Annotated in this window: 23 protein-coding genes and 1 pseudogene; 6 read left to right on the top strand and 18 right to left on the bottom strand. The window is 45.2% G+C overall.

Annotation, left to right across the window (positions count from 1 at the left end; genetic code table 11):
* Position 1 precedes the first annotated feature (1 nt).
* Positions 2 to 352: a YojF family protein gene (locus tag ACFP56_RS13200; RefSeq protein WP_379235196.1), complete on the bottom strand. Its 351-nt coding sequence runs from the start codon at positions 350 to 352 to the stop codon at positions 2 to 4.
* Between the two features lie 195 nt (positions 353 to 547).
* Between ACFP56_RS13200 and ACFP56_RS13195 the strand changes: the two genes are divergently transcribed.
* Positions 548 to 1,918: an aldehyde dehydrogenase gene (locus ACFP56_RS13195; protein ID WP_379235194.1), complete on the top strand. Its 1,371-nt coding sequence runs from the start codon at positions 548 to 550 to the stop codon at positions 1,916 to 1,918.
* A 321-nt stretch (positions 1,919 to 2,239) separates the two neighbouring features.
* Here ACFP56_RS13195 and ACFP56_RS13190 read toward each other — a convergent pair whose 3' ends face one another.
* The 5 genes from ACFP56_RS13190 to ACFP56_RS13170 all read right to left on the bottom strand — a co-directional run bounded on the left by ACFP56_RS13190 (position 2,240) and on the right by ACFP56_RS13170 (position 7,206).
* Positions 2,240 to 2,452, bottom strand: coding sequence for a hypothetical protein (locus ACFP56_RS13190; protein WP_379235192.1), 213 nt, complete (start codon positions 2,450 to 2,452; stop codon positions 2,240 to 2,242).
* Between the two features lie 9 nt (positions 2,453 to 2,461).
* Positions 2,462 to 3,241 (bottom strand): hypothetical protein, encoded by a 780-nt coding sequence (locus tag ACFP56_RS13185; RefSeq protein ID WP_379235190.1) that lies wholly within the window; start codon positions 3,239 to 3,241, stop codon positions 2,462 to 2,464.
* Positions 3,238 to 3,780: an RNA polymerase sigma factor gene (locus ACFP56_RS13180; RefSeq protein ID WP_379235188.1), complete on the bottom strand. Its 543-nt coding sequence runs from the start codon at positions 3,778 to 3,780 to the stop codon at positions 3,238 to 3,240. Before ACFP56_RS13180 ends, ACFP56_RS13185 begins: the two co-directional genes overlap by 4 nt.
* A gap of 175 nt (positions 3,781 to 3,955) precedes the next feature.
* On the bottom strand, positions 3,956 to 4,753 hold the full coding sequence (locus ACFP56_RS13175; RefSeq protein WP_379235186.1) for a hypothetical protein: 798 nt from the start codon (positions 4,751 to 4,753) through the stop codon (positions 3,956 to 3,958).
* Positions 4,754 to 4,989: 236 nt separating this feature from the next.
* The gene (locus tag ACFP56_RS13170) at positions 4,990 to 7,206 is read right to left on the bottom strand and encodes a methyl-accepting chemotaxis protein (protein ID WP_379235184.1); all 2,217 of its coding nucleotides are present in this window, start codon (positions 7,204 to 7,206) and stop codon (positions 4,990 to 4,992) included.
* A gap of 323 nt (positions 7,207 to 7,529) precedes the next feature.
* Here ACFP56_RS13170 and ACFP56_RS13165 point away from each other — a divergent pair, with 323 nt between their 5' ends.
* On the top strand, positions 7,530 to 8,930 hold the full coding sequence (locus ACFP56_RS13165) for an MATE family efflux transporter (RefSeq protein WP_379235181.1): 1,401 nt from the start codon (positions 7,530 to 7,532) through the stop codon (positions 8,928 to 8,930).
* An 88-nt stretch (positions 8,931 to 9,018) separates the two neighbouring features.
* Here ACFP56_RS13165 and ACFP56_RS13160 read toward each other — a convergent pair whose 3' ends face one another.
* Both ACFP56_RS13160 and ACFP56_RS13155 read right to left on the bottom strand, forming a co-directional pair.
* Positions 9,019 to 10,494, bottom strand: a complete 1,476-nt coding sequence (locus ACFP56_RS13160) for a gluconokinase (RefSeq protein ID WP_379235179.1) — start codon at positions 10,492 to 10,494, stop codon at positions 9,019 to 9,021.
* A 136-nt stretch (positions 10,495 to 10,630) separates the two neighbouring features.
* Positions 10,631 to 11,161 carry a 7-cyano-7-deazaguanine synthase gene (locus ACFP56_RS13155; protein WP_379235177.1) on the bottom strand — a complete coding sequence of 177 codons (531 nt, stop codon included), beginning with the start codon at positions 11,159 to 11,161 and terminating at the stop codon, positions 10,631 to 10,633.
* A 295-nt stretch (positions 11,162 to 11,456) separates the two neighbouring features.
* Between ACFP56_RS13155 and ACFP56_RS13150 the strand changes: the two genes are divergently transcribed.
* On the top strand, positions 11,457 to 12,665 hold the full coding sequence (locus ACFP56_RS13150) for an MFS transporter (RefSeq protein WP_379235899.1): 1,209 nt from the start codon (positions 11,457 to 11,459) through the stop codon (positions 12,663 to 12,665).
* Between the two features lie 296 nt (positions 12,666 to 12,961).
* Here the strand turns inward: ACFP56_RS13150 and ACFP56_RS13145 are convergent, their stop codons facing one another.
* Positions 12,962 to 13,330 carry a hypothetical protein gene (locus ACFP56_RS13145; protein ID WP_379235175.1) on the bottom strand — a complete coding sequence of 123 codons (369 nt, stop codon included), beginning with the start codon at positions 13,328 to 13,330 and terminating at the stop codon, positions 12,962 to 12,964.
* A 103-nt stretch (positions 13,331 to 13,433) separates the two neighbouring features.
* Positions 13,434 to 13,616, bottom strand: coding sequence for a hypothetical protein (locus ACFP56_RS13140; protein WP_379235173.1), 183 nt, complete (start codon positions 13,614 to 13,616; stop codon positions 13,434 to 13,436).
* 859 nt (positions 13,617 to 14,475) lie between these two features.
* On the opposite strand from ACFP56_RS13140, the gene ACFP56_RS13135 reads away from it, so the two are divergent.
* Positions 14,476 to 14,721, top strand: a complete 246-nt coding sequence (locus ACFP56_RS13135) for a MerR family DNA-binding protein (protein ID WP_379235171.1) — start codon at positions 14,476 to 14,478, stop codon at positions 14,719 to 14,721.
* 237 nt (positions 14,722 to 14,958) lie between these two features.
* Here the strand turns inward: ACFP56_RS13135 and ACFP56_RS13130 are convergent, their stop codons facing one another.
* Both ACFP56_RS13130 and ACFP56_RS13125 read right to left on the bottom strand, forming a co-directional pair.
* Positions 14,959 to 16,050: a serine hydrolase domain-containing protein gene (locus ACFP56_RS13130; protein WP_379235168.1), complete on the bottom strand. Its 1,092-nt coding sequence runs from the start codon at positions 16,048 to 16,050 to the stop codon at positions 14,959 to 14,961.
* A 36-nt stretch (positions 16,051 to 16,086) separates the two neighbouring features.
* Positions 16,087 to 16,665 (bottom strand): TetR/AcrR family transcriptional regulator, encoded by a 579-nt coding sequence (locus tag ACFP56_RS13125; protein ID WP_379235166.1) that lies wholly within the window; start codon positions 16,663 to 16,665, stop codon positions 16,087 to 16,089.
* A 155-nt stretch (positions 16,666 to 16,820) separates the two neighbouring features.
* Here ACFP56_RS13125 and ACFP56_RS13120 point away from each other — a divergent pair, with 155 nt between their 5' ends.
* Positions 16,821 to 17,897 carry a serine hydrolase domain-containing protein gene (locus tag ACFP56_RS13120; protein WP_379235164.1) on the top strand — a complete coding sequence of 359 codons (1,077 nt, stop codon included), beginning with the start codon at positions 16,821 to 16,823 and terminating at the stop codon, positions 17,895 to 17,897.
* A 108-nt stretch (positions 17,898 to 18,005) separates the two neighbouring features.
* On the opposite strand, the pseudogene ACFP56_RS13115 reads toward ACFP56_RS13120, so the two are convergent.
* From ACFP56_RS13115 to ACFP56_RS13090, 6 genes and pseudogenes are all read right to left on the bottom strand, one after another.
* Positions 18,006 to 19,615: pseudogene (locus ACFP56_RS13115) on the bottom strand (Na/Pi cotransporter family protein).
* Positions 19,616 to 19,864: 249 nt separating this feature from the next.
* The gene (locus ACFP56_RS13110) at positions 19,865 to 20,206 is read right to left on the bottom strand and encodes a DUF1801 domain-containing protein (RefSeq protein WP_379235162.1); all 342 of its coding nucleotides are present in this window, start codon (positions 20,204 to 20,206) and stop codon (positions 19,865 to 19,867) included.
* Positions 20,206 to 20,643 (bottom strand): YciI family protein, encoded by a 438-nt coding sequence (locus ACFP56_RS13105; protein WP_379235160.1) that lies wholly within the window; start codon positions 20,641 to 20,643, stop codon positions 20,206 to 20,208. The genes ACFP56_RS13110 and ACFP56_RS13105 overlap by 1 nt, the downstream gene beginning before the upstream one ends.
* Entirely contained in the window at positions 20,612 to 21,919 is a 1,308-nt protein-coding gene (locus ACFP56_RS13100) for an RNA polymerase sigma factor (protein WP_379235158.1), read from the bottom strand. Before ACFP56_RS13100 ends, ACFP56_RS13105 begins: the two co-directional genes overlap by 32 nt.
* Positions 21,916 to 22,350, bottom strand: coding sequence for a YciI family protein (locus ACFP56_RS13095; RefSeq protein WP_379235156.1), 435 nt, complete (start codon positions 22,348 to 22,350; stop codon positions 21,916 to 21,918). Before ACFP56_RS13095 ends, ACFP56_RS13100 begins: the two co-directional genes overlap by 4 nt.
* Positions 22,351 to 22,463: 113 nt before the next feature.
* The gene (locus tag ACFP56_RS13090; protein WP_379235153.1) at positions 22,464 to 23,270 is read right to left on the bottom strand and encodes an alpha/beta fold hydrolase; all 807 of its coding nucleotides are present in this window, start codon (positions 23,268 to 23,270) and stop codon (positions 22,464 to 22,466) included.
* 215 nt (positions 23,271 to 23,485) lie between these two features.
* Between ACFP56_RS13090 and ACFP56_RS13085 the strand changes: the two genes are divergently transcribed.
* Entirely contained in the window at positions 23,486 to 23,749 is a 264-nt protein-coding gene (locus ACFP56_RS13085) for a hypothetical protein (protein WP_379235151.1), read from the top strand.
* Positions 23,750 to 23,836 lie beyond the last annotated feature (87 nt).

Raw genomic sequence — 23,836 nt, 5'->3', positions numbered from 1 at the left:
CCTAAAATGGCTGCTTGCTCAGCTGGAACGCTACAACAAGCTTGCCTTCTGAATTTATACCGGAGAGAATGATTCGACCTGCCTCATCCTCAACCATATGTGTTAAGCCTTCTGCATATACCCAACCATGCTCCAGTTTCAATCCAACGCGGTAGGGCCCTTGTCCCTCAATCGAGCCGTGCGAATATTGAATGACGGCATTGCGTATAAAATTAGCGGCAGGATGCTTGCTGCTATCAAAATGCGAAGCATAGGCTCCCATCGTTAACTCCAAGTGAATATATAAAGGTGTATGACAGTGAGCATGAAGCTGTTCTTGCACGACTGACTTATCTATTGGAATCAAACTCATTTTCATCCTCTCCCTTTCTCTGTTTACAGATGAACACTTCCTTTTCTATTATACGCTTTTACAAGCCGTTTACCTAGCTATCATTTTTGCGATTCACGATGTGGTGGGCTATAGTAAGAATATGTTATATCTGAATCCTACAACGCGGTTGCTTCACGCTTGAAAGCAGCCAGCGAACCAAAAGGAGAACCCGGAATGAATGCCTATCAAGCTCTACTTCAAGCACAAAAAAGCTATTTTCTTACTGGACAAACGAAGTCGATACAGCATCGAATCGATTCGTTGCAAAAGCTTCGCCAAGCTATCCGTCAGGCCGAATCCAAAATTAGTGACGCACTTCATGCCGATTTGAATAAATCCGCCCTAGACGCCTATAGCACCGAAATTGGCATCGTGTTAGAGGAAATTGCTTTTATGCTGAGACATATTCGCCGCTGGTCAAAGCCGCGCCGTGTAAAAGCACCAATGACGCATATTGGCTCCTCCAGTAAAGTTTATCCGCAGCCATACGGCAGCGCATTAATTATTGCCCCGTGGAACTATCCATTCCAACTCGCGATCGCCCCCTTAATCGGCGCTATTGCGGCAGGAAACTGTGCAGTCATTAAGCCTTCTGAGCTAGCCCCTCATACCTCACAGGTGTTAAGAGAACTGATAGAGCGATTGTTTTCTTCTGAATACATTGCGGTGGTCGAGGGTGGAATAGAAACGAACCAGGCGCTGCTCGCTGAACGATTCGATTATATCTTCTTCACTGGCAGTGTGCATGTAGGGAAGATCGTAATGAAAGCTGCTGCAAAGCATCTTACACCTGTGACACTTGAGCTGGGCGGCAAAAGCCCTTGCATTGTCCATAAGGATGCCAATCTTAAGCTTGCTGCCAAACGCATCGCCTGGGGCAAGTTTTTGAACGCTGGGCAGACTTGTATTGCGCCCGATTATGTCTATGTACACAAGCAGGTTGAGCAAGCCTTCATATCCCATCTGAAGGAGGCCGTCCATGCGTTATACGATGAGGAACCGCTGCAAAATGAGAGCTATACGCGCATCATTAGCAAGCGGCATTTTGATCGGCTAACTGCTTTCATGGAAGCAGGACACATTAAGCTGGGAGGCGGAAGCGACGAGCAGTCTCTGCGCATCGAGCCTACTGTGCTCTCAGATATCACATGGCAGGACCCAATTATGGGGGAGGAAATATTCGGCCCATTGCTTCCGCTACTAACCTATGAAGATCTCTCAGAGTTGACGAAAGGAATCGAACAGCACCCGAACCCGCTTGCCTTTTACTTGTTTACTGAGGATCGGAAGCTGCAGGAGCAGATGATTACGGATATGTCATTCGGAGGCGGCTGCATTAATGATACAATCTTTCATATGCCGCAGCCTTACTTGCCTTTTGGCGGAATCGGACCAAGCGGCATTGGCGCTTATCATGGCAAGGGAAGCTTTGATACGTTCACACATTACAAAAGTGTGCTGAGGCAGACAACTCGTTTTGATTTGCCGTTTCGCTATCCGAATATGAAGCATGCGATGAAGATCGTTAAGCTCTTCATGAAGTAAAATGAGCAGCAGCCGCATCATATGTTGATGCGGCTGCTGCTTTAATGCTTTGAAGCTTGCTTACTCCTCGATGTCATCTCCTGTTGCTCATCGCCGCGCGGATAGCTCGGCTCCAAGCGGCTTTTGTCCGACCTTTTCTTCCTGTCTCTTTCTATCGTTGAAAAGGTCGGACAAGGCCGCACGCTTCGCTTTTTCGCTCGACTTTCCGCTCCGCTGGACGGGCTTCCTGTTCTTGCTTCGATGCTCTCTTTTTGTCTTTGCTTCGAAGCTACTATTACGTCTTTGCTTCGATGTTTCTAACCCTGCTTACTCCTCGATGCCTTACTCCTGCTGCTCATCGCCGCGCGGATAGCTCGGCTCCAAGCAGCTTTTGTCCGACCTTTTCTTGTCTCTTTCTATCGTTGAAAAGGTCGGACAAGGCCGCACGCTTCGCTTTTTCACTCGACTTTCCGCTCGTCCTTCCCTATACCGCTGGCAGCCTCGCCAATACTTGCTGCGGAAGAAAACATGACCAAGCAGCAGTTGCTTGGTCATGCACTCGTACTATTGCGTAGCCTCAACTTCCTCTTCTACGATGGTGAATTGCTTCAGCATGTGGTGGAACCTTGCACCATGCCCTTCGGAAGCTTCAAGGAAATACTTTTGTGTGATGATGAAGCTGCCGCCGCGTTCGTTGGACAGGATGTAGATTCTCTCTACTGGGCTATCCCATTCATTTCCATCTATCGCAGATAGCATCGTAGCTGTAAGTGGATCCGTTACCGATTCTGGCTCCTTCACGGTTGCATATTGCTCCGTTAGCTGCTGCTGCAAGCGCGCAGCCGCATCCTCTGGCTTCTCATTCTCCGCCTGCTCTATGCTCATTGACACTTCAGGGTAGATGTCGCCAAGCGGTTCTTTTGTCACGATGACATCACGATTTGCTTCCTCTACCAGCTTGTAACGCTCCTCATCGATGTAGATGACGTAGCCTGATTTCGTATCCTGCAGCACAATTTCTTTTTCCTCAGGCATTCCTTCAATATCTTCCTGCACCTGCTTCTTCGGCTCAAAGTATTGTTTGATCTGTTCGACAAAGGCTTGCCCTGTATTCGTAGTTGTAAATACACCAATGATACTCGCTGCCGCAGCAACACTTATAATCCAGCCAATACGTTTACCTAATCCACCCTTGCGCTTAGTATGAGTTGTTTTTCTACTTGGTTGTGTCATAAATAATTCCTCCTCGATGTTTTTCCAGATGTCTTCTTTATGCTTTAGCATGGAGTCGGTATGCTTCTCTAGGGAATGCTTCATACTTTCCTCAAATTGATCCTCTTTCATCCTTCTCCACCTCCAAACGATGTCTGTAATCTCTGTCTCAGCTTTTGCTTCGCCTTAAATATTCTTGATTTGATCGTATTCAAATTTTCTCCTAGCGTATCTGCAATCTCCTGATCCTTCAAATCGTGAATGTATTTCAGGATGATCGGAATACGGTTATGCTCCTCCAGACGCTGAAGTTCTTCATACAGCTCTGCATATTCCTCAAATCGATGCTGATCCAAGCTCCCCTTCTCGAAGGCTTGCAATGCCTCGTCGCCAATCGCGATTAATTTGCCATGCTTTGCTGCGATACGCTTGCATTCATTTAGTAACACCGTATAAAACCAAGGCTTAAAGGGCTGTTTATCACGGAAGCTCTCGGCATTCCGGTACAATCGGATAAATGCTTCCTGCACGGCGTCCAGCGCCAGTGACGATTGATTGCGGAGCACAATTGCTGCTACTCGAACTGCATAGTCATAATAGCGATCATACAATTGGCGAAACGCGCTCTGATCTCCCTGCTTGATCGCGATCATCAGTTCATTGTCGTTCAATACGTTCTACTCCTTCCTTAACGTTAAGTTATATACATTACCCGCAAGTTCTACAAAAAGTTTTCGTCTTCGAATGGAAATTTATGATTTTTATAAAAAATACCCCCACTGCTAGATGATGTCTAACAATTGGGGGCACTTCCTCGCATTAATCGGCCTAAGAGATATTTTGCTATTATTTTACGCCAACGTTAATCGTCCCTACGCTAGTCACAGCCTTCACAAGTGGGCCGTCCGAGCCGCGATTTCCTTTGATTGTCGTTTTGTTATTCACGTCATACTCCACTTGATCCAATGCCAGCTTTACACTGCCTACTTCAGAGGACAGATCAAATTTAGCTGCCTGCGGAACTTCTTTATAACCGATGTTAATATTCCCCGCATCAACACGTGCTCCTATTGCAAATTCGCTATGTGCTCGTTCAATGTTAATTTCGCCGGCATTAACCAGAATATCGAGGTTGCCTGCTACATCCTTCGCATGAACGTTCCCTGCATTTTGCTCCAAATGAGCCTGCCCCAGTGCCACTTCTTCGATGACAATCTCTCCGAAGGCATTAACGACATTCAGATCCAGCTGTGCTTCATCTGGCAGCATAATGATCAATTTTCGTTCTCCGCTATTGTTTTTCATCGAGACGTCCTTCTCATTAACGGTAACCTGCAGCACATCCCCCTGTATGGAAGCATCGAATGTAATTTCGCTGGAAATCGTATTGTCCGTTAGCAGCTCAACCGTCGCTTCATTGCTCGAGCCTTGTTGAATCATAATATTCATTGCATCGGTCTGAACATCTACCTTTTCAAACTGACCTTTTTCAAAGCTTTTGATGCCATGCGATTCAACCTCGCCTTTTCCCGAGCCTTCACCGATAGTCAAATCTGTCGTAAAATTAATGGCCGATGAACATCCTGAAAGAAAAATCATTGTTGTCATCATCAGCACACCTGTTTGAAATAGAAATTTATTCATTCTCCTGCTCCTTTTTTTACCATTTGCTCTAGTTTAACCGATTTTATGGATTAACAAAACCGTCTGTTGGCTAGCTGCAATACTAGACTTAAGACTTGGATGCCCGACGCTTCAGTTGCTGCGACAATAGCTAATACAGACAAAAACACCGTTTACTGTGGAATATGTCTCGTCCCAGTAAACGGTGCTTCTATACTAACTTAGTATAGGATAACCTAGATTTGCAGATTCACGAATTAGCGTCGCTTCGTCTCATTTAATGTAAATTGACCCATCAGCTGCTGTAAAAATGCCGCGATCGACTCTACATAATGAGACGTATTCTGTACATGCAAGATATCTTGCTTCAGCTGCGATACTTGCTCCTCAGCCTCAGCGGAAAGCTTGCGGTTGCCCATGCTGACTGCGGTAATTTTCTCCATCAGCGCCACAACCTCGTCCACAATTTTCGCCTTTTGATCGTCGCCTTCATTCGCTTGACGAAGCAGCTGCGAAGCCGCAGTCACGAGCGCTTCACCTTCCGCTACCACTCGGTCGCCTTCCGACATTGAATGCTGCGCTTGAGCAGCTCCTGTATAGATTTGCGAGATGATCGATTGAATTTGTGCCACGGACTGTCTTGTGCTCTCGGATAGCTTGCGGATTTCTGTTGCAACGACGGCAAAGCCCTTGCCATGCTCACCTACACGTGCTGCTTCAATCGAAGCATTTAGCGCAAGCAGATGCGTTTGAGAGGAGATGCCTTCAATAATTTGCAGCACTTCCTCAATGCTTCTTGTTGTATCGACAAAGGAATGAATCGTCTGATTCGTATTCGAAACCTGTAATGCTATATGCGACATTTTGCCGCCTATTTTTTCAACCTCTTCTCGTGCTACAGCGATTTGCTGCGCAGCATCCAGCTCCAGCTGCTGCAGCGTTTCACGCATATCTCCCACTACATCCTTCGCTGCATCCAGATCCTGCAGCTGCTTGCGTATACCGCTTAGCATCTTTTCTACACGATTGCTTACACGCTGCGTCGTTCTCGCAGTCGTACCCGTTGATTGATGAAGCTCCGTTTGATTCAGGCGCACATCATCAGCCGCGAATTTGACCTGAATCATAATGCCTTCCTGTGAATCAATAAAGTTATTCAGCCATTTTGCCTGATCTCCGATTTCATCCTTGCCAAATGCACCCGTGTTCAATCGTTGTGTCAAATCCCCTTTTCCCTCTGCGTTCCGCCTAATAAATCGATTGATTTCCCACAGACGCTCGGTAACAGGGGTAGACACCTTCGCTTTCATCAGCCAGGTTGAAATAATAATAAGCGGGATATTGATCACTGCTGTTGCGCCTGCAATGACAAACGGATTGCTAGAGCCAAGCCAGCTCGTCACTCCTGCTGTTATCGCAGACAACAGCCCCATTAGCATTAACACTGGAACAAGCAGGCGGGTAATACGCCAGCCAATCCCTCTCCCGCGATAAACCTCTTCTAAGTCTCCTTCACACATCATCCCCCATAGATCAGGACAATGCGGCAGCTGAAACGTTATGCCTTTTCCGATAACCGGAATATGACGATAGTCGGAATAGCCCGGAAAAGCAACAAACAGATTATGCCCCTTGCGAATCGTATTGGCTACACCGGGATGCAATTCTCCAGTAGCCGGGTCTGTAAACATAATTTCCAGCTCAGTATGCTTTTCAACACGTACCGTGCCCCAGTCTGTAGGAATCCCATCCTTCAAATTGTCGCCATGGGCAAAGGTTTGATCTTCAAAACGACTGCGCGACAAAGCTGTACCTGGCAGAATATGTGTATTTAACGTGGGGTTTGCCATAAAGATATAGTTGTCGCCTGAGTCGGGGTAAATATGTCCTGATTCCCGTTGAATAAGATCTCCAACGACATCATTGGGCACTCTGCCGCAAAGAAAGCCAGCTCGTTTGCCGTCTACGATGATGGGAGCCATAAACAACAGCGTCATTTCATCATGAAAAGAAGATGTACTTGGACCAATGTCTAATGTAAGTGGATCGGCATAAGGTCCGAACAAGCACTTGCGTCCTGTCTCTGTATGCGACGCATAAGCTAGACCCTTAGCGAGAATACTCGTATCGCCATACTGTTTTCCAGTATGTGTGGAATAAGTTGTCGCGACTACCTTGTTATCCTCATCAAGTACGAACAACTCTGAAAAATCAGCTGCACGCACTCGCACAGCATCAAACATTTGCTGCCATCGCTGACGAGCATCACCAGTCTTTTGCTCAAGCTCTGGCTGCATCTGTGCCATTATGCGATCTAAATAGCTCCAATACAGCTCAGCCCACTCCTGGAGAAGTTCTTTTCTCGTTTGTGCAATCCCTTCAAAAATGTCTTGCACATCGTCATGCGTGTGCCGATTTAAGCGCCACGAAACCCATAGCGGAAGTCCTTTTTTCCAGCCTATCCAATCAAACATAAGTATCCCCACCTGTTTCTAATGACCTATTTTTCGTGTTATGTTTAATCACATTGTAGATGAGAGAAATTATACATTATCTCCATATTTTTGTCGATAACCGCTGAATTTTAGCATTAATATTCATTCACATAAGATAAACTTTTATGAATATAACACAAATTGTCATTTCTTTTTCCATATCGACATAGGTATTTTATCCCTGAAAAGCAAATCTTTTATTACTAAAATTTTTTTGTTATTCTACGAAAAACTAATGAAATTCATATATAAATGTGCTACGATACGTCTTGGCTATTTGACGTAGAAAGAAAGGGAAGCACATGTCAACGAACAATACATCAATCGAGAAAGCAAAAACTGGCAAAGGTGCTGCTGAATTTAATTTATTCAAGCTTACTTGGCCGATCTTCCTAGAAGTATTTTTATTTATGTTAATGGGTATCGTCGATACCTTGATGCTCAGTGAAATCTCAGACAATGCCGTTTCAGGCGTCGGGGCTTCCAATCAGTTTCTTCATATCGCAATCTTAATTCTTGAAGTCATCGGTAATGGTGCATCTATTGTCGTTGCTCAATACTTAGGCTCGCGCAAGCTGCTTGAAGCATCACGAATTTCCGCTTTGGCTGTCTCTCTGAACTTGATAGTCGGGTTAATTATTAGTATCTTATTCGTCCTTATGGGAGAGCATCTGTTAATTAAGCTGAACCTTCAGGGTGAAGTGCTGGAGCATGCTAAGAGCTATCTAGTCATTGTCGGTGGAGCAATCTTCCTCCAAGCGATCATTAACTCACTTGCTGCGATCATTCGCGTGCACGGCTATACGAAACAAGCGATGCTCGTTTCACTCGGTATGAATATCATTCATATCATTTTGAACTATATTTTGATTTTTGGTCATCTTGGTATGCCGGCGTTAGGGACACAAGGAGCCGCGATCTCCTCAGTTCTGAGCCGAGTCATTGCTGTCGTCGTATTTTTCATATTGCTGTACAGAGTTATGGAAGTACGCATTCGCATGAAGGACTATTTCAATTTATCAAAAGCCTTTATCTTTAAGATTTTGAAAATTGGTGTCCCTTCTGCTCTTGAGCAAGTCATGTATCAAACCTGTCAAATTGTGTTTTTATTTTACGCAACTTATTTGGGAGAAGCGTCAATGGCTGCAAGAACATATGCGAACAATATTTCGATGTTTATCTACATGTTCGCCTTTGCTGTCGGCATCGGAACCTCGATTATTGTGGGCCGTCTGGTTGGCGCAGGCAAGCCGGATCAAGCCTATACTCGCGTATGGCAAAGTGTACGATCGGCTACCATCGTTTCACTCGTCATGATCGGAGTCGTAATGCTATTCCGTGAGCCGCTCATGACGATCTTTACAGATGATGTCGATATTATCAAAATCGGTGCGAGCGTTCTATTGCTAAGCATTATTTTGGAATCAGGACGGACGATCAACATCATTATCGTCAACTCGCTTCGTGCATCAGGCGATGCGTCATTCCCATTGTTTGTCGGTATTTTCACAATGGTGCTTATGAGCTTGCCGCTTGGATACTTCTTAGTATTCAAGCTAGAGATGGGTCTTGCAGGCATCTGGCTGGCGATAGCGGCTGATGAGTGGGCACGTGCCTTCATTATGTCCTACCGCTGGAAAAGCCGCGGCTGGGAGAAGCATGCGCTTGTACGGCCTTCGCAGTCGACCGACCTTGGTCATTAAAACAAAATATAAAGTAAAAAAGGAACCCGGCTCGTTGAGTCAGGTTCCTTTTTTATCGTTATCTTATTCTATTTAATATCATGAAAGGTTAATGGTATAAAGGGTGGATCGCTTGACCTAAGCGCTCGTAGCTCGCAAACAATGCTGCATACTGCTTTACCTGTTCAGGCTGAGGACTGGTGGCAGTTCCCTTTGGAATATTATTTTTAATCTCCTGAAAAGATTGAACTTCGCCTAGCGCTACGAGTCCTGTCCACGCCGCTCCCCAGGCTGCTCCGTGATGGTTCTCAGACACGTAGATATCAGCATTGAACACATCAGCCATCATTTGCAGCCACAGCGGAGAACGCGACAACCCGCCATTGACGTAGATTTTACGAATGGATTGTTCAGGCGTTGTGAGCGCTCGATGAATTTGGTACAAATTGAACGTAATGCCCTCCAATACCGCGCGTATAAAATGAGCTTTTTTATGGGTTACCGTTACGCCGTAGAAGCTGCCCTTCGCATGCTGATTCCAAATTGGCGCACGTTCTCCATTGATGTAGGGCAGAAACAACAGTCCTTCTGCTCCTGGCGCTACCTGTTCTGCATCTCGCAAAAACTCTCCAAAGTCGCGCTCATCCTCAAGCAGCTCCTTCAGCCACTGTACAACGATCCCTCCGTTATTAGTCGGGCCGCCAATAATATATTGATCCTTCGTGAATGCATAGCAAAATGTTTCCTGCTTATCGCTTAGCTTGACAACATCGGAAAACTGTCTGATCGCTCCGCTTGTGCCGACCGACACGGCAACCTCACCTGGCAAAATGGCGCCATTGCCAAGATTCGCAAGCTGACCATCAGCAGCACCTATGACTAGCGGTAGAGCTGGCGATATGCCCATTGCTGCAGCAATGTCCGGCTTCACTGGTGGAAGCACAGTCGTCGGCGGCACGATACGAGATAGCTGATTCGCTTCAATTCCAACCAAGTCGAGCACTTGCGGATCCCAGTTCAATTCAGTAGGGTTAAACAGGCCCGTCGCGGAAGCCATCGAATAGTCGATGACACGCTCATTCGTCCAGTGATATATGAGATATTCCTTAATTGACATCCAATAAGCCGCCTGTATGTACGGCTCATAATCGTTCTCCTTCATCCATAGCAGCTTCATAAAAGGTGTCATTGGATGCTGCGGCGTTCCTGTTCGGGCATAGACCACCTGCTTCATCGTGGAGGTCATCGCATCTGCTTGTTCTGCTGCTCTACCATCTGCCCAAATCATAGCAGGCGATATAACAATGCCCTGCTCGTTAACAGCTAGCAAGGAATGCATAGCCGCCGAAAATGAAAGTGCGATCAGCTCATCCTTACCAATATTAGCTTCTTCTATCGCAGCACGAACCGCTTTAACGGCAAGCTGTTCAATTTCAACAGCATCCTGCTCAGCCCATCCTTGCTTCGGGTAATAAGATATGATTCGTTCCTCTACACAAGCGATCAAGCTGCCTTTACGGTTAAAGATACATGCCTTTACACTTGTGGTTCCCAGATCCAATCCAATAATAAATTGTTTAGCCATCATCATAATTCCTTTTCATCTCTCATATTGTATAATCCTAATCCAGTACGTATCGGTTACAACTCCAGGGCTTCTATCAATCTTAGTCTCTTATACTACCAGCTTTTTCACCCTATATATTATTCAATCATAATTGCTACAAACAGGCAAATGAAGGCTTATTCCAGGTTGGCAATTCAAACTGCTTTGACAGCTCGCGAATATCCTGCTTCTGCAGCTCGGCCTCAAGCAAAGGCCCGCGAATTCCTCGGGCTTTGGCAGCCTGCATGCCAGGTCGATGCTGATTGCTGTCATCTGCGACAACACCATATACAATGTTGCTGAAGCCCCGCTGCTCGAGCTGCGATATTAGCTGCTCAAACAAGCTGCTCTTACAGAAGTAGCATTGAATTTTCATAGGCGCAGCATCATCTGTCTGCTGCTGCGCAGGTGCCTCGATCACTTCATGACGAACTCCTATTAAAGCAGCCAAGCGCTTCGCTTCTTCCAATTCGCTCGTGGGATAGGCTTCAGCATCTGCCGTCACCGCCAATACATGCTGCGCTCCTAATGTATCCACTGCCGCCTTTAGCAGGAATGTGCTGTCTACTCCTCCTGAAAAAGCTACAACAACTGATTTCATTTCTCGCAAAATTTGTTGTAGCGCCTCGTATTTGCGCTTTAACATGCCTTATCCCATCCCTTCAATATGATTAAGCCAATTAAAGCTCTCTTTTGATATATTCAACTAGTCGCCGATCTATCCATTAAAAGTGGCTTCTGTTGAATCAAATTAATACCGAAATTGAGCATGATGATCCTTTGCATGAGTAAGCTCTGCAATCTAGTTTCGCAGTTTAGATATAGCTATAACAATGTTCATATTGCGGAAATTCAAGGTTCTCGTCATAATAGGAAATAATTTCGTTCATAATGAAGTTAGGACTACATACTAGAGGGAGTAGAATATATTGTTTAAATTTATGAAAGATGCCAAGCAGCGCAAGCTGCTGATTAATGCAGGAATTAGTTGGCTGTTCGATGCAATGGATATCGGGATGCTGTCCTTTATTATTGCCGCTCTGGCTGTTTCTTGGAATTTGGGAGCCGATCAGGTAGGCTTGCTGACTGCTATAAATTCAATTGGAATGGCTGTTGGGGCTGCACTTGCCGGTGCGATGGCTGATCGCTACGGACGCAAAGCGATATTGCTCGGTACTTTAGTGCTGTTTTCACTGGCAACAGGAATATCTGCTATCGCAACAAGCTTTTTCGTATTGTGCGTGCTTCGTTTTTTTGCAGGTGTTGGTCTAGGCGGAGAATTGCCGGTTGCGTCTACACTCGTTTCCGAATCAGTCCCTGTGAAGGAGCGCGGAAGAGTGATCGTCATCCTGGAAAGCTTCTGGGCTGCTGGCTGGCTTGTTGCAGCCGTTATTTCTTATTTTGTAATCCCTGAGTATGGATGGCGAATTGCCTTTGTCATTGGCGCCCTTCCTGTCTTTTACGCGATATACCTGCGACGAAACATCGAGGACTCTCCTCGCTATATCAATCAGAAAAAGGAAAAAAAGCTGGGCTTCATGCAGCGCATTTCCTTTATATGGTCCAAGCCATACCGTCGCTCTACATTCGTATTGTGGATTCTCTGGTTTACCGTCGTCTTCTCGTATTATGGCATGTTTTTGTGGCTGCCCTCTGTCATGGTGTTAAAGGGCTTTACGCTGGTGAAAAGCTTTCAGTATGTCATGCTAATGACGCTGGCACAGCTGCCAGGTTATTTTACAGCAGCCTACTTTATCGAGAAATTCGGTCGAAAATTCGTACTCGTGCTTTATTTGTTTTTCACCGCAGTCTGTGCACTATGGTTCGGATTAGCTGAGACGGAGGTCACTCTTCTCCTGTCAGGTGCGCTGCTGTCGTTTTTCAATCTTGGTGCTTGGGGCGGCATGTATGCTTATACGCCAGAGCTTTACCCTACGGAAGCAAGAGCAACAGGCGTTGGCTTTGCAGCTGCATTTGGCCGTATTGGCGGCGTTCTAGGACCTTTTCTGGTAGGAATGCTTGTTGCAGCCAATGTGTCCTTGCCTACTATTTTCACTATCTTCTTCGTGTCGATCTTGATCGGAGTAGCTGCCGTATTGTTTTGGGGCAAGGAAACGAGAGGCATTGATCCAGATGCCGTAACCTCGTAGTACAACATAGGGGGTGTCCAGAGAGTCAGCAAAACTAAAACTGACGATCTGAACACCCCCTACCATTGCATCGGAGTCCAGTTAACATTTCTCCCAATGCTTCCCAAACTGTTGATTTGAAATCACCATAACTGGTCTCTCCTAGCTCGTTTCTTCAAGCTGATTCGCTGTCATGAGATCAGTTAATCCGTAATGCTCTTTCTCGAATAACGTGATCTTCTGCTCCTAGCTGCTCATTTTTCTGCTTCACGATTGCTTGATGCTTGTCCCGTTCCTGCTCTTCTTCTTTCTTGGTCTTAGCCAGCTGCGCCGCTTCCTCTAAATAGAATTCCTCCACCAAGCAGTAATGGAACAATAAATAGCCGATTCGCTAATACCACTATTGTTGAGGTAAGTCCTGTATAAAACCCAAATGGCAGCGTAAGGCCAAACAAGCCCGCAAAGGTCGCCACAAGCGATGTCGCTGTAGTGTAGAATGCAAAGCCGCTGACCTCAACGATAATAGCAAATACGATGCTCGTCCCGCTCGTTGCGATCGCTTTACGCACCATTTCATCGGTTAAATCATTGATCCCAAGCTTTTCTACAAATGCAGGAAAATGCTTATCCTGCTTGACAAGCTGATCATATTCATCCTGAATGATGATCTGGCATTGATCCTCCATCTCTTTCCACTCCTGCCGTTATACGATACAACTAATATACGACATGTACATCGCCAATTAGCTCATTTATCGTCAAAAAGCCGTTATTGCGGAATAAGAAGAATCATATGTTGCTTATAGGAATGAGATGTTCCGCACTATCCTGTTCACTCGTTGTGCCGGTATCGCTGCTTGAACTAATTCCGACAATCAAAGCTGCAATAGCTAAGACATCGCCTAAAACAAGAATAACAGCTGAGATTAGGGCTGCTTTTTCTGAATCTGACATCGATTCCCAATCTTTCATCACGATCTCTCCTTTGTGTTATCTGCATGCAATTCACTATCTGCGCAAGCTCCTTGAGCTGCTAGATTTTTTGGGTTTCCCAGTTGCTTGACTCGATCTCGGTTTGCTGTAGTTTCTCGCAGTGCGTTTTTTCCTCACTGTGTTTTTTACCTCTACTATGCTCTTCTCCTTCAGATTCCTTGAGCTGCTTGAGCTCCTCGATCTTCCTGAGTTTTGTGATTTTCTTGAACTGCCCGTATTATTGGAGCTTTCAGAATCCCCTGAGGCTGCAAGCAAGGCTACTACAGCCGTGACATCACCCAGGAGTGTTACAACAGCAGCAACCAACCCTAACTTTTCTGCCGCAGACATTGAGTTCCAGCTTTTCATAGCTTTTCTCCTAATAAGAAGTTGTTTCATTATATGTTCTGTTAGCTATTTGGGCTGTGCCATCGCCCATCTGCCCAACATAAATTTAGGCGGGCATTAAGCTGGTTAGTCGAGTTCATGTACAACAGAAAGTAAACTCACCACGATTGGCGAACTAGAACACAGGGTCTGCGAGAAAATGAAAAGTTTGAATTGATTCATCAGGCTTGCGCCCCACCATGACGAGGTAACGTTCTTTGCATAGCAAGCATAATTCCTGAACGTATGTAACCATTCAAAAAGGCGTGCCAGAAAGTCGAAGATAAGGACTTCTGTTCACGCCTTTTTTTATTGATCTCTTTTTTTATTAAGTCCCTTTGTCTGTGCCTTACATGTGACCGCTAAGAAATTCATGCTCATAAATATACGTAATTTTCTCAAGAACGCTCAGCCCATGCTCTTTGAATGTTAGATCGGTTACTTGACCTTTCATCAAAAACTTTCCTGTTTCATGATTGGTTTGCTGCCGCTCGCAGAAAGAAAAGATAACGGACATCGCATTTACAGGGAGACAGATATTGACACGATCCAGCTCATCTCCTGTTTGAAGAAAACTGGAATGGCACTGGAGGATATGCGGCCATTTCTAATGGTGTCAGCAGAAGCAGACCCTTCAGATCATCCTGATCTTGTGGAGCTTTTAAGAAACCATCGCGAAACAATCGTCAGCCAAATTACATCGCTTCAACGGTTGTGAATTTTATTGATAAGAAGCAAGAAGCTGCAGGAAGGCAGATACAGTCAAGACTGTTCAGATAAGAGCAGGAGCCCACTAACAAAGAAATTAACTGTATCCTTTAATTCAAAGCCTGTCTCAACGGAGGAATTACATTATTTTCCTGTAACGACTAAGGCAGCTATAATCTACGATAAATAAGCTTGAATATAAAAAAGCAGCATCAGCCGAGCTGACACTGCCCCTTACGCCATATAGCTATACTATAATTTTAGACAGATTGCGAATAACGTTGAAGAATAAATAATTCATGCTTTTGGAACGGTATGTCGTTTGATTAAAGCTTCCTATCAAGTAGACATCCAACTTCGGCAAATACAACGCGAAGGCCCCACTCGCTCCCAGATGCCCCCAAGCGACATACTTTTGGGTGAATGGAATAAATTGAAGTCTCATCAGTCCATGTCCATACTTCATCCCTACCCACATTTTTGTCCAGCTCTGCATACGATCCAAGCTTTCTTGTTTAATAAGTTGATGCTGCACAAGTGACTTCATAAAAATCAGCATATCTTCCAAGGTCGAAACCGTCTGTCCCCCTGCAAAAAAGCTGCTAAAGCTGCGATATTCATTAACATTAATTTTGATATCGTCCATAAACAGGTTCGCAATAGGATATTCGTTTTTGACAGAAGGCTCGGAGTAATGGGATAAGTATGAATGATTCATATGAAGCGGCTCGAATATGCATTCACGAAGCATCTCTGCATAACGCTTACCCGTAATAGATTCAATCATCAGTCCTAACAAATTGTACCCGGTATCTGTATAATGAATCCCCTTGCCCGGCGGAAAGTGTGGTGTTAAATGCTCTTTGGACCACTGCACGGTTTCTTCAGGTGTCCATAAGCGTGATGGTTGATCGATCACCTCTTGCATAAAGGCTCGCTGCCGCCTCGGCTTATCCTCAAAGAAATCAGGCAGTCCTGAGGTATGACTTAACAAATGCTTAATTTGAATATGAGACGTGTATTCCTTCCCCTTATAAATGTGCAAATTTTTCAGCAGAGCGGTGGGCAAGTACTGCTCGATAGGGTCCTCCAGATTAGCTCTGCCTTGTTCGATGAGTTTAGCGATGATCACTGACGTGAACATTTTCCCTACACTTGCCGTATGAAAGGGCTGACTCGGGTTAGCAGCTACATGATCGGTTGTTCCCGCTGCGATAGGAAAGTGAATATTCAAGCGGTCAGAGTGCACTAGCATATACACATTGTGCAGCTTAGGATCGGCGTTAACCCTGCTTACAAGCTTCTGCTCGATTTCTCGTGCAAGCACTTCCATGTTCATCGTTCTCCTCCCCTCCTTATACCCTATTATTGCACGTTACTCATCCTCTGCTTGCTTGCGCAATCTAGCAGCTAAAACCACATCTTCAGCTGCGCTATTGAGCATTTCCCTCATCGCGTTTAGATCAAGAGCTGGAAGCTGTCCGTTGACTACCATCAAGGTCAATCCAGTTTGAAAGGCTCTCATCTTGAGTAAAATCAGTTTAAGCTCCTCATCGTCAAATCCCTCTAGCTCCGGGTCAAGCTTCATATGCGCAACGAGCTGAGCGCCCATGTCCTGATCGTAATCCTCTAAATAGTCGCTCGGCTTCATCACCAAATCTCTGATCAATACAGGATACTCCATCGCAAACTGTAAACTGGCAGCCCCTATATCAGCAAATGGGCTTCCAGTCTGCTGCTCGTGAAGCATTTGATTCCCCATTTGGCTCACCTTCTTCATGACCGCTCGCTTGAGCTCCTCTACATCAGTGAAATTGACGTAGATCGGTGCGATCGAGCTTCCTAATTGCTCCGCAACCTTTCTTATCGTGATGCTGTCCATTCCTTCTGTTTTCGCAATATTAAATGCGGCATCGACAATTTGTTCAGCTGAAAACTTTTTTTTTGGCGGCATACTCTCTCTCCTATCACATCTGTGCTATATCAACTGTACGATTCATTTTTCGATCTTTTTTTAATTAAATATCGAATGTTATATATCGTTTGTTATATAATATATTATACATTGATTTCCAAGTTGTAAAGCCTTATTAAACAAGGAGTGGAAAAATGAATAAAACTAAAGCCATCTCTAAAGTAGAAGCCTTGCTAGTGAAACAATTAAAAAAAGATCCCCGACTGAAAAATATTTACTTACTCGTTCATTCAGAAAAATATGGTCTGGATATCAATATTGCGGCAGGATCAACTAACAATACACCCGCTTCTCCACAACAACCGAATTACATGGCCAGTGTAGGCAAGCTGTTCACTTCGACAATTGTGTGCATGCTTGCAGAAGAAGGAAAGCTGTCTTGGGATGACAAGATTTCGCGGTATTTGGACGATGACGTAATGAACGGATTGCATGTGTATAATGGAATTGATTACTCCAACGACATAACCATCAGGCAGCTGCTACAGCACACATCAGGCTTGAACGATTATTTTTGGCCTTTATTGGAGCATGCGTTGAATGATCCAGAATACCGTATAACTCCCCAGCAGGCTATTTCTTGGGCGAAGCAGCATTTGCAGCCGGAATTTCCACCTGGAGGTGGTTTTAAGTATACGGATACCAACTATCTTCTATTAGGCTTAATCGTAGAAAACATAACAGAGAAGCCTTTCCATGATGTGCTTCGAACGTATCTTTATGAGCCCTTGAATATGAACCATTCATTTATGCTTCATTACTCACGGCCCAAGTTTCAGTCTGAGCAGCCCGTGGCGGATTTTTATATAAAAGGTACTCGTATGATCGATCACGTTGGATACGCTGGTCTGGACTATAGTGGAGGCGGTGTCGTCGCACCAACCGCTGAATTGTTAACCTTCATGAAAGCACTGGTAAACCATCAGCTTGTGAAAAAGGAAACACTTGATAGGATGAAAAATGATCCAGCCAAATACGGGCCAGGGATCGACTACGGTTTAGGCACCATGCAATTTAAAAGCATTCCACTACTTATGCCCAAGAAGTGGAAGGTTTGGGGAGTAGCTGGCGCAACGGGGGCATACATGTTCTATCATCCTGAATATGAGACCTACATTATTGGTAATTTCAACGACTTTGCTTATGAAAGAAAAGGTGTAATGTTTATGTTTCGAGTCATTAACATTCTCTCAAAACTAAAGAACGACTGAGCGATTGCCAGAGCGATAATCTATCCCATCAGGAGCTTTACAAATAACAAAGGCATATTAACTTTGAAATTTACACAAAGTTAATATGCCTTTTCATTAATTTTGTCACTATTTCCATAGAACGAACTGTGCAATATTTTTGCTATGGTCGCCGATTCGCTCCAAATTCGTTAATAGATCCAAATAAATGGTGCCTGTTCCACCTGAACATAGATTCTGATTGAGACGTTGGATGTGGTTTTTGCGGTATTCTGTCTCTAGCTCATCCAGCTTGGATTCAAGGCTCAGTACCTCTTCAGCAGCCGCTGCATCATGATGCTCAAGTGCAATTAGCGCTTTCGTAACCGCTTGATCCGCTACCTCCATCATAATTTTAAGCTCTGCTTCTGCATCTGCCGAAAGGTCTAGCTTATGCGTCATACGGAATTCCGCAAGCTCAACAATATTTTCAGCATGATCACCGATTCGCTCAAGATCACTGATCGTTTGGAACCAGCCAGTTGCATTTTCTGATTCACCTGGAGATAAGCCCTTTTGATGAATTTTCATAATGTAATCGGTAATCTTTCGGTTCAGCTCATTGACAAGCTCTTCCTTCTGAATAGCTTTCTCTGCGGATTTCGAATCCTGGTTGAAGAAAAATCCGGTTGCATCCTGGAGCGCTTGCTGCGCGTATTGTCCCATGCGTAAAATCTCATGCTGTGCCTGACCAAGCGCCATCGCTGGTGTAGCTAACAGACGATCATCGAGATAAATCGCCTTAAATTGCAGCTCATCTACTTTGCCTCTAATCGCTTTCGTCACAATCCAGGACAGTGCAGGAATGAGTGGCAGGAAGATCAGTGTATTAGCCGTATTGAACAGACCATGTGCATAGGCAATCTGCATCCGAATATTCACACCTTCTCCAAGCCAGAGCACGAGGTTATGGACTGGATGTAGAAGAATGACAAATATGATTGATCCGACAACATTGAAGATAACATGGACAAGCGCTGTACGTTTTGCTGCTACTGATGCTCCGATAGAAGCAAGTACTGCGGTAATCGTTGTACCGATGTTGTCGCCAAACAAAATTGGCAGTGCCCCCAATAGACTGACCATGCCCTCATCGGCAATCGTCTGCAAAATCCCGATCGTCGCACTGGAGCTCTGCACGATCATCGTAAATACGGTACCAACGATTAGTCCAAGAACAGGCTGGTGCGAAAGATCTACCATAAAGTCGGTAAACGCCTGAAGCTCACGCAGCGGCTTCAAGCCGCCGCCCATCGTACCTAGGCCGAGGAATAACGTACCGAAGCCGAATATGATTTGCCCAATGTACTGATAGCGTTTTTTACTTAGGAAGAACAAGAAGAATGCACCTACTGCAATAATAGGCAGCGCATAATCTTCAATTTTAATCCCGACGATAAAAGCAGTCATGGTTGTCCCGATGTTGGCACCCATCACGACTCCTATCGCTTGTCTTAGTGTCATAAGACCCGCGTTAACAAGCCCTATCGCCATTACAGTCGTACCTGTTGATGATTGAATCAAAACGGTGACAACAATACCGACAAGCACACCTAGTATCGGGTTAGACGTATATTTTCCAATATACCTCTCATTTTGTCTCCGGCTGTTTTTTGAAGCCCGTCCGACATGTACTTAATACCGAACAGGAAGATCCCGAGACCCCCTACAAATTTGAATAACAAATCCTGCCAGTCCAATATATAAATCCCCCTCTAGTTGTATGTAATCACACCTTAATTAATTTAGCACATTCGGCGAGGAAGATAAATTCATTTAAAAAAATTTTCTATCATGAAGCGACAAAGTTTTTATGCAATGCCTAAACAATCCGCTATTCTGGAAAAAATTAAACAATCATCCCTCATGAAATCAGCATTTCCCTTTCCTACATGACCTTATACTTCAATCGTTTTAAGTAAGCAGCTATTCTTAGTTAGACAGCAGGTTTAAAGTGTACTTGAAGCTTGTTTCACCCAAGCTTCAAGTACTCCAGCATCCAACGTGCTTCCCTTTTTAAATTTCGCTGTTTTACGTTCAGGCGGCCCGTCGAACATTTCTTCGGGAAGCTCCAAACCAGCGGTATGGAAGATCGTAAAACTAACAGCCTCTTTAGATATCGAGATGACAGCGGCATACTTTCCATGTTTCAAAAAATGGGGCTTTTTGTACTGAATACGCTCCTGCACATCCGGAATGGCACGATGAACAGCCTCACGCAGTTGAACAGCCAGTTCCTTTTGCCATAGCTCGTTAATTTCATCCATGTAATTCGTTACATCTTGATTCATCATCTACTCTCCCTTAGCATCGTTAATTGATCAGCCAAATCCGCTTCCATAGCCCTTAGCCTAGAACTCTTTTTTGAATTGAACATTTCTTCTATCCTCCGCATTTCAATTGTCACTTCGCCAAATTCTTTCTGAATTGGCATCCGTAACGCCCAATTGAGCGCCTCCGTCTCCGACTCAGCTTCAATTAAGAAGTACTTCGAGATAAGCGCTTGCTCCACTGGGAAAGGACCTGCTCGTAGCTCCGGTTCCTTACCACAAGATAAATGCGTAATTTTAATTCCGGTAGAGCTTGGTTGAATCTCTTCAGCAGCGAGGAGCACCCCAGCTTCAGTTAGCACCTTCTTGTAAGCAATCATTTCTCTTATAAAATCGTTACTGTGATATACGCCGGCCTCTGAATATTCAGTCGCGTTGACCATCAAAATAAAGCGCACGGTCGTCCCCTCCCTTCACGATGTAAGCTTTGCATTCAGTCGCACGATGCTTTAGCAGCGCTCGCTCCTGCTCATTGCGGGTAAGAGACGCTGCTCGTTCAAATTCTTCACAGGCCTCTTCATACCGTTTGAGCTTTACCAAAAGATCCCCGCGCACACTGGGCAACAAGTGATAGCTTTGCAATGAAGGCTGTGAAACTAACGCATCGACGATGATTAGTCCGAGAGCTGGACCGAATGCCATCGATACTGCCACAGCACGATTTAGTTCAACGATAGGCGACGGAGATATCCGCGACAACGCTTCATACAGCGCTGCAATTCTCGGCCATTCCGTCTCTTCCGCAGTCGGGGCTTGTGCATGACAAGCCGCTATCGCAGCCTGAAGGGCATATGGCCCTAACGTTCTTCCCAGCTTACGGCTCCGTTCCAATGCCGCTAATCCGCGTCGAATCAGCAGCTGATCCCATTGCGCACGGTTCTGATTCATAAGCAAAACAGGTTCATGCTTAGCGTTCATTCGAGCTTTCAGCCGTGATGATTGAATTTCCATGAGCGCAACCAGTCCATGCACCTCAGGTTCACTCGGAGCTATTTCTGCTAGCATTCGCCCGAGTCTCAGCGCTTCTTGACATAACAGCGGACGTATCCAATGCTTGCCAGAGGTCGGAGAATATCCTTCATTGAACATCAAATAGATCACTTCAAGTACGCTGGACATTCGTTCCTGGAGCTCCACTCCAGCAGGCACTTCAAATGGAATCTTCTTCGCGCTGAGCGTTTTCTTGGCTCTAACAATCCTCTGAGCAATCGTAGACTCTGCACTAACAAACGATCGCGCAATCTCATCTGTTGTAAGTCCGCATAACAGGCGAAGCGTTAAAGCTACTCTCGCTTCCTGTGACAACACCGGGTGGCAGGTCATAAAGATCAAGCGAAGCAAGTCGTCTTCAATCTCTCCGTCTACAGCGGATTCGATCTCCTTCTCTGTATATACATGATCGCTGCGGGCTACCTCCGCATACTTCTGATCACGAACCTTATTCCGACGCAGGAGATCAATTGCACGTCGTTTCGCAGTTGTCATCAGCCATGCGCCTGGGTTGTCCGGAATGCCGTTCTCTTGCCATTTTTCCAGCGCAATCACCAGAGCGTCTTGAGCTAGGTCCTCTGCTAGACTGACATCTCTCACCATTCTTGTTAATGCTGCGATCAGCTTCGCCGATTCCAATCTCCAGATCGCATCAATGGCTCGATGTGCTTGAGATCTATTCACGCCTTTTGCTGCTCCATGATTTGATTGCGCAGCGCTTCTTCTTTTGCCAGTGTTTCTGGATTGTCCATTAAGTCCGCTATATCCCATACCTGTCGAAGCTCAATTTCTCCTTGTCCATTTCCGTGCGGATCGGGCATACGCATCGCCCATTCCAATGCTTCTTCCCTCGACTTCACCTCAATCAAGGTATAGCCCGCTATAATTTCTTTCGCTTCAGTGAACGGGCCATCCGTGATTTTAGGCTTGCCACCAGGCTCTGGATACGAAATGCGAATCCCGTTTGCGCTTGGCATTAATCCATCAGCTGCGAGCAGCACTCCAGCTTTCACCAGTTCCTCATTATACTTTTGCATGGCCTCAATTAACTCAGCACTTGGAGCAGCCCCTGCCTCTGAATCAGCTGTAGCTTTCACAATCAACATAAATCTCATCATAATCCCTCCTAATTATGGTAACTATGCTACTTATTTCGAGTTACGTTCATATCGTTCCTGCTGATCTGCAATGTCCATCATCATGCCTATCCACACTATCATTATGAATGTCAGTCACCAAAGAACGAAGTCAGCTCAGCTGCAATCATTTTCGTATTTAGCTGTTTTGTATGCCCGAGTCCTTTCTTGCTTATCAACTGTGCATTGGGCAGCACATTTGTTAACGCCTGAGCCCCTCTGCGAAGCGAGATCGGACTTTCAGAGCCTTCGATGACAATGGTAGGGATTATCACCTTACTCCACTCGTTTTTAGGGAGCGGTTTGCCATCCATATAACCATCAAGCAACGTTGCATCATAAGGTAATGTATGAGCAACGGACATCAGATTTTTCCAAACTCCCGGCATGAAACGCATCATCCTCACCACAAAGGAAGGAGCCCCCATCCCCTTTGTCATAAAGAAATGAATCGTTTCTGCTCGTTGGCCCTTGGCAATGAGCTCATTTACATGGTTAAGGAAATTCCTTGGAGGCTTGCGATCCCCAGCGTCCACCACAAACGGCGGCTCATGAAGCGCCATTTTCGTAATGTTCAAACCGCTTGCAGCTGCCAGCAGAGCAAGGACTGCACCTGATGACAAGCCCCATACATATGCCGAGCCTCCTGCTTCATCTATGATAGCTTGAACGTCTTCAATTTCTCTTTCAATCGCATAGGTCTTGGCATCTCCGCTATCCCCTCGACCACGCCGATCATAGTTGTATACCGTGTAATGATCCGATAAAAGACTTGCCAATTGAACTTGTCCGGGAAACTTCCTATAACTGAATGCCCCTCCTATTAAAATAAGCGCCGGACCTTGCCCGGATTTGTCATATGCAAGCTTCGTACCATCTTTCGAAATTACTGAATGCATAACATGACGTCCTTCCCTATTGTTTTAATTTACGATTCTATATGTACAACGAACAAACTTCCACTAAATCGACAGTACTTATCATTTTTTTTTAGAATTTGAAAAATGAACCTTTAAACGTGATTAAAGCAAGTGTCACAGCTGTCCACACCTCTTCCTGTTCAACGCATAACATACATGGAGAGCTCTTTAATTTGGCATTGAGGGGTAGATAGATGAGTAGAAAACTGGGAAGAGTTGAAAATCAAGTATATTCCAATCGGGTGCTGCGGTCTGAGTTTGATAAAAAGTGGCGGACATCACTTTCCCGAAGCGGCTATGTCATTTATACTGCTACTGCAAATCACGCAAAGGTTGAGGTGTTGCTTGCTGACAATTCGAGAAAGCTCCTCGTCTTTAACAAGGGTGGAAAGGTGCTTGTTGGCGGGGGAGGAACAAGTCACTACAGCAAGCCGCACCGGGCAATCACGCTCCGTTAGGTTAACAAAAAAGTCCCGAATGCTTTAAAATTAAAGCTTCGGGACTTTTTTACTTTCTTGACGACTAAGATAGGTTCACCGTGCGTT

The organism is Paenibacillus septentrionalis (genome assembly GCF_042659865.1).
Classification (GTDB): Bacteria; Bacillota; Bacilli; order Paenibacillales; family Paenibacillaceae; genus Pristimantibacillus; species Pristimantibacillus septentrionalis.
Note: the sequence above shows the minus strand (reverse complement) of the source record. Positions and strands in the feature narration are given on the sequence as shown.

Coding starts and splice junctions, on each gene's coding strand:
- ACFP56_RS13155 (WP_379235177.1), bottom strand. CDS start 11,161: ATGTTAAAGCGCAAATACGAGGCGCTACAACAAATTTTGCGAGAAATG.
- ACFP56_RS13120 (WP_379235164.1), top strand. CDS start 16,821: ATGAATAAAACTAAAGCCATCTCTAAAGTAGAAGCCTTGCTAGTGAAA.
- ACFP56_RS13165 (WP_379235181.1), top strand. CDS start 7,530: ATGTCAACGAACAATACATCAATCGAGAAAGCAAAAACTGGCAAAGGT.
- ACFP56_RS13140 (WP_379235173.1), bottom strand. CDS start 13,616: ATGAAAGATTGGGAATCGATGTCAGATTCAGAAAAAGCAGCCCTAATC.
- ACFP56_RS13160 (WP_379235179.1), bottom strand. CDS start 10,494: ATGGCTAAACAATTTATTATTGGATTGGATCTGGGAACCACAAGTGTA.
- ACFP56_RS13150 (WP_379235899.1), top strand. CDS start 11,457: ATGAAAGATGCCAAGCAGCGCAAGCTGCTGATTAATGCAGGAATTAGT.
- ACFP56_RS13135 (WP_379235171.1), top strand. CDS start 14,476: ATGATTGGTTTGCTGCCGCTCGCAGAAAGAAAAGATAACGGACATCGC.
- ACFP56_RS13185 (WP_379235190.1), bottom strand. CDS start 3,241: ATGAAAGAGGATCAATTTGAGGAAAGTATGAAGCATTCCCTAGAGAAG.
- ACFP56_RS13145 (WP_379235175.1), bottom strand. CDS start 13,330: ATGGAGGATCAATGCCAGATCATCATTCAGGATGAATATGATCAGCTT.
- ACFP56_RS13190 (WP_379235192.1), bottom strand. CDS start 2,452: ATGACCAAGCAACTGCTGCTTGGTCATGTTTTCTTCCGCAGCAAGTAT.
- ACFP56_RS13200 (WP_379235196.1), bottom strand. CDS start 352: ATGAGTTTGATTCCAATAGATAAGTCAGTCGTGCAAGAACAGCTTCAT.
- ACFP56_RS13195 (WP_379235194.1), top strand. CDS start 548: ATGAATGCCTATCAAGCTCTACTTCAAGCACAAAAAAGCTATTTTCTT.
- ACFP56_RS13085 (WP_379235151.1), top strand. CDS start 23,486: ATGAGTAGAAAACTGGGAAGAGTTGAAAATCAAGTATATTCCAATCGG.
- ACFP56_RS13125 (WP_379235166.1), bottom strand. CDS start 16,665: ATGCCGCCAAAAAAAAAGTTTTCAGCTGAACAAATTGTCGATGCCGCA.
- ACFP56_RS13095 (WP_379235156.1), bottom strand. CDS start 22,350: ATGAGATTTATGTTGATTGTGAAAGCTACAGCTGATTCAGAGGCAGGG.
- ACFP56_RS13175 (WP_379235186.1), bottom strand. CDS start 4,753: ATGAATAAATTTCTATTTCAAACAGGTGTGCTGATGATGACAACAATG.
- ACFP56_RS13130 (WP_379235168.1), bottom strand. CDS start 16,050: ATGAACATGGAAGTGCTTGCACGAGAAATCGAGCAGAAGCTTGTAAGC.
- ACFP56_RS13170 (WP_379235184.1), bottom strand. CDS start 7,206: ATGTTTGATTGGATAGGCTGGAAAAAAGGACTTCCGCTATGGGTTTCG.
- ACFP56_RS13110 (WP_379235162.1), bottom strand. CDS start 20,206: ATGAATCAAGATGTAACGAATTACATGGATGAAATTAACGAGCTATGG.
- ACFP56_RS13090 (WP_379235153.1), bottom strand. CDS start 23,270: ATGCATTCAGTAATTTCGAAAGATGGTACGAAGCTTGCATATGACAAA.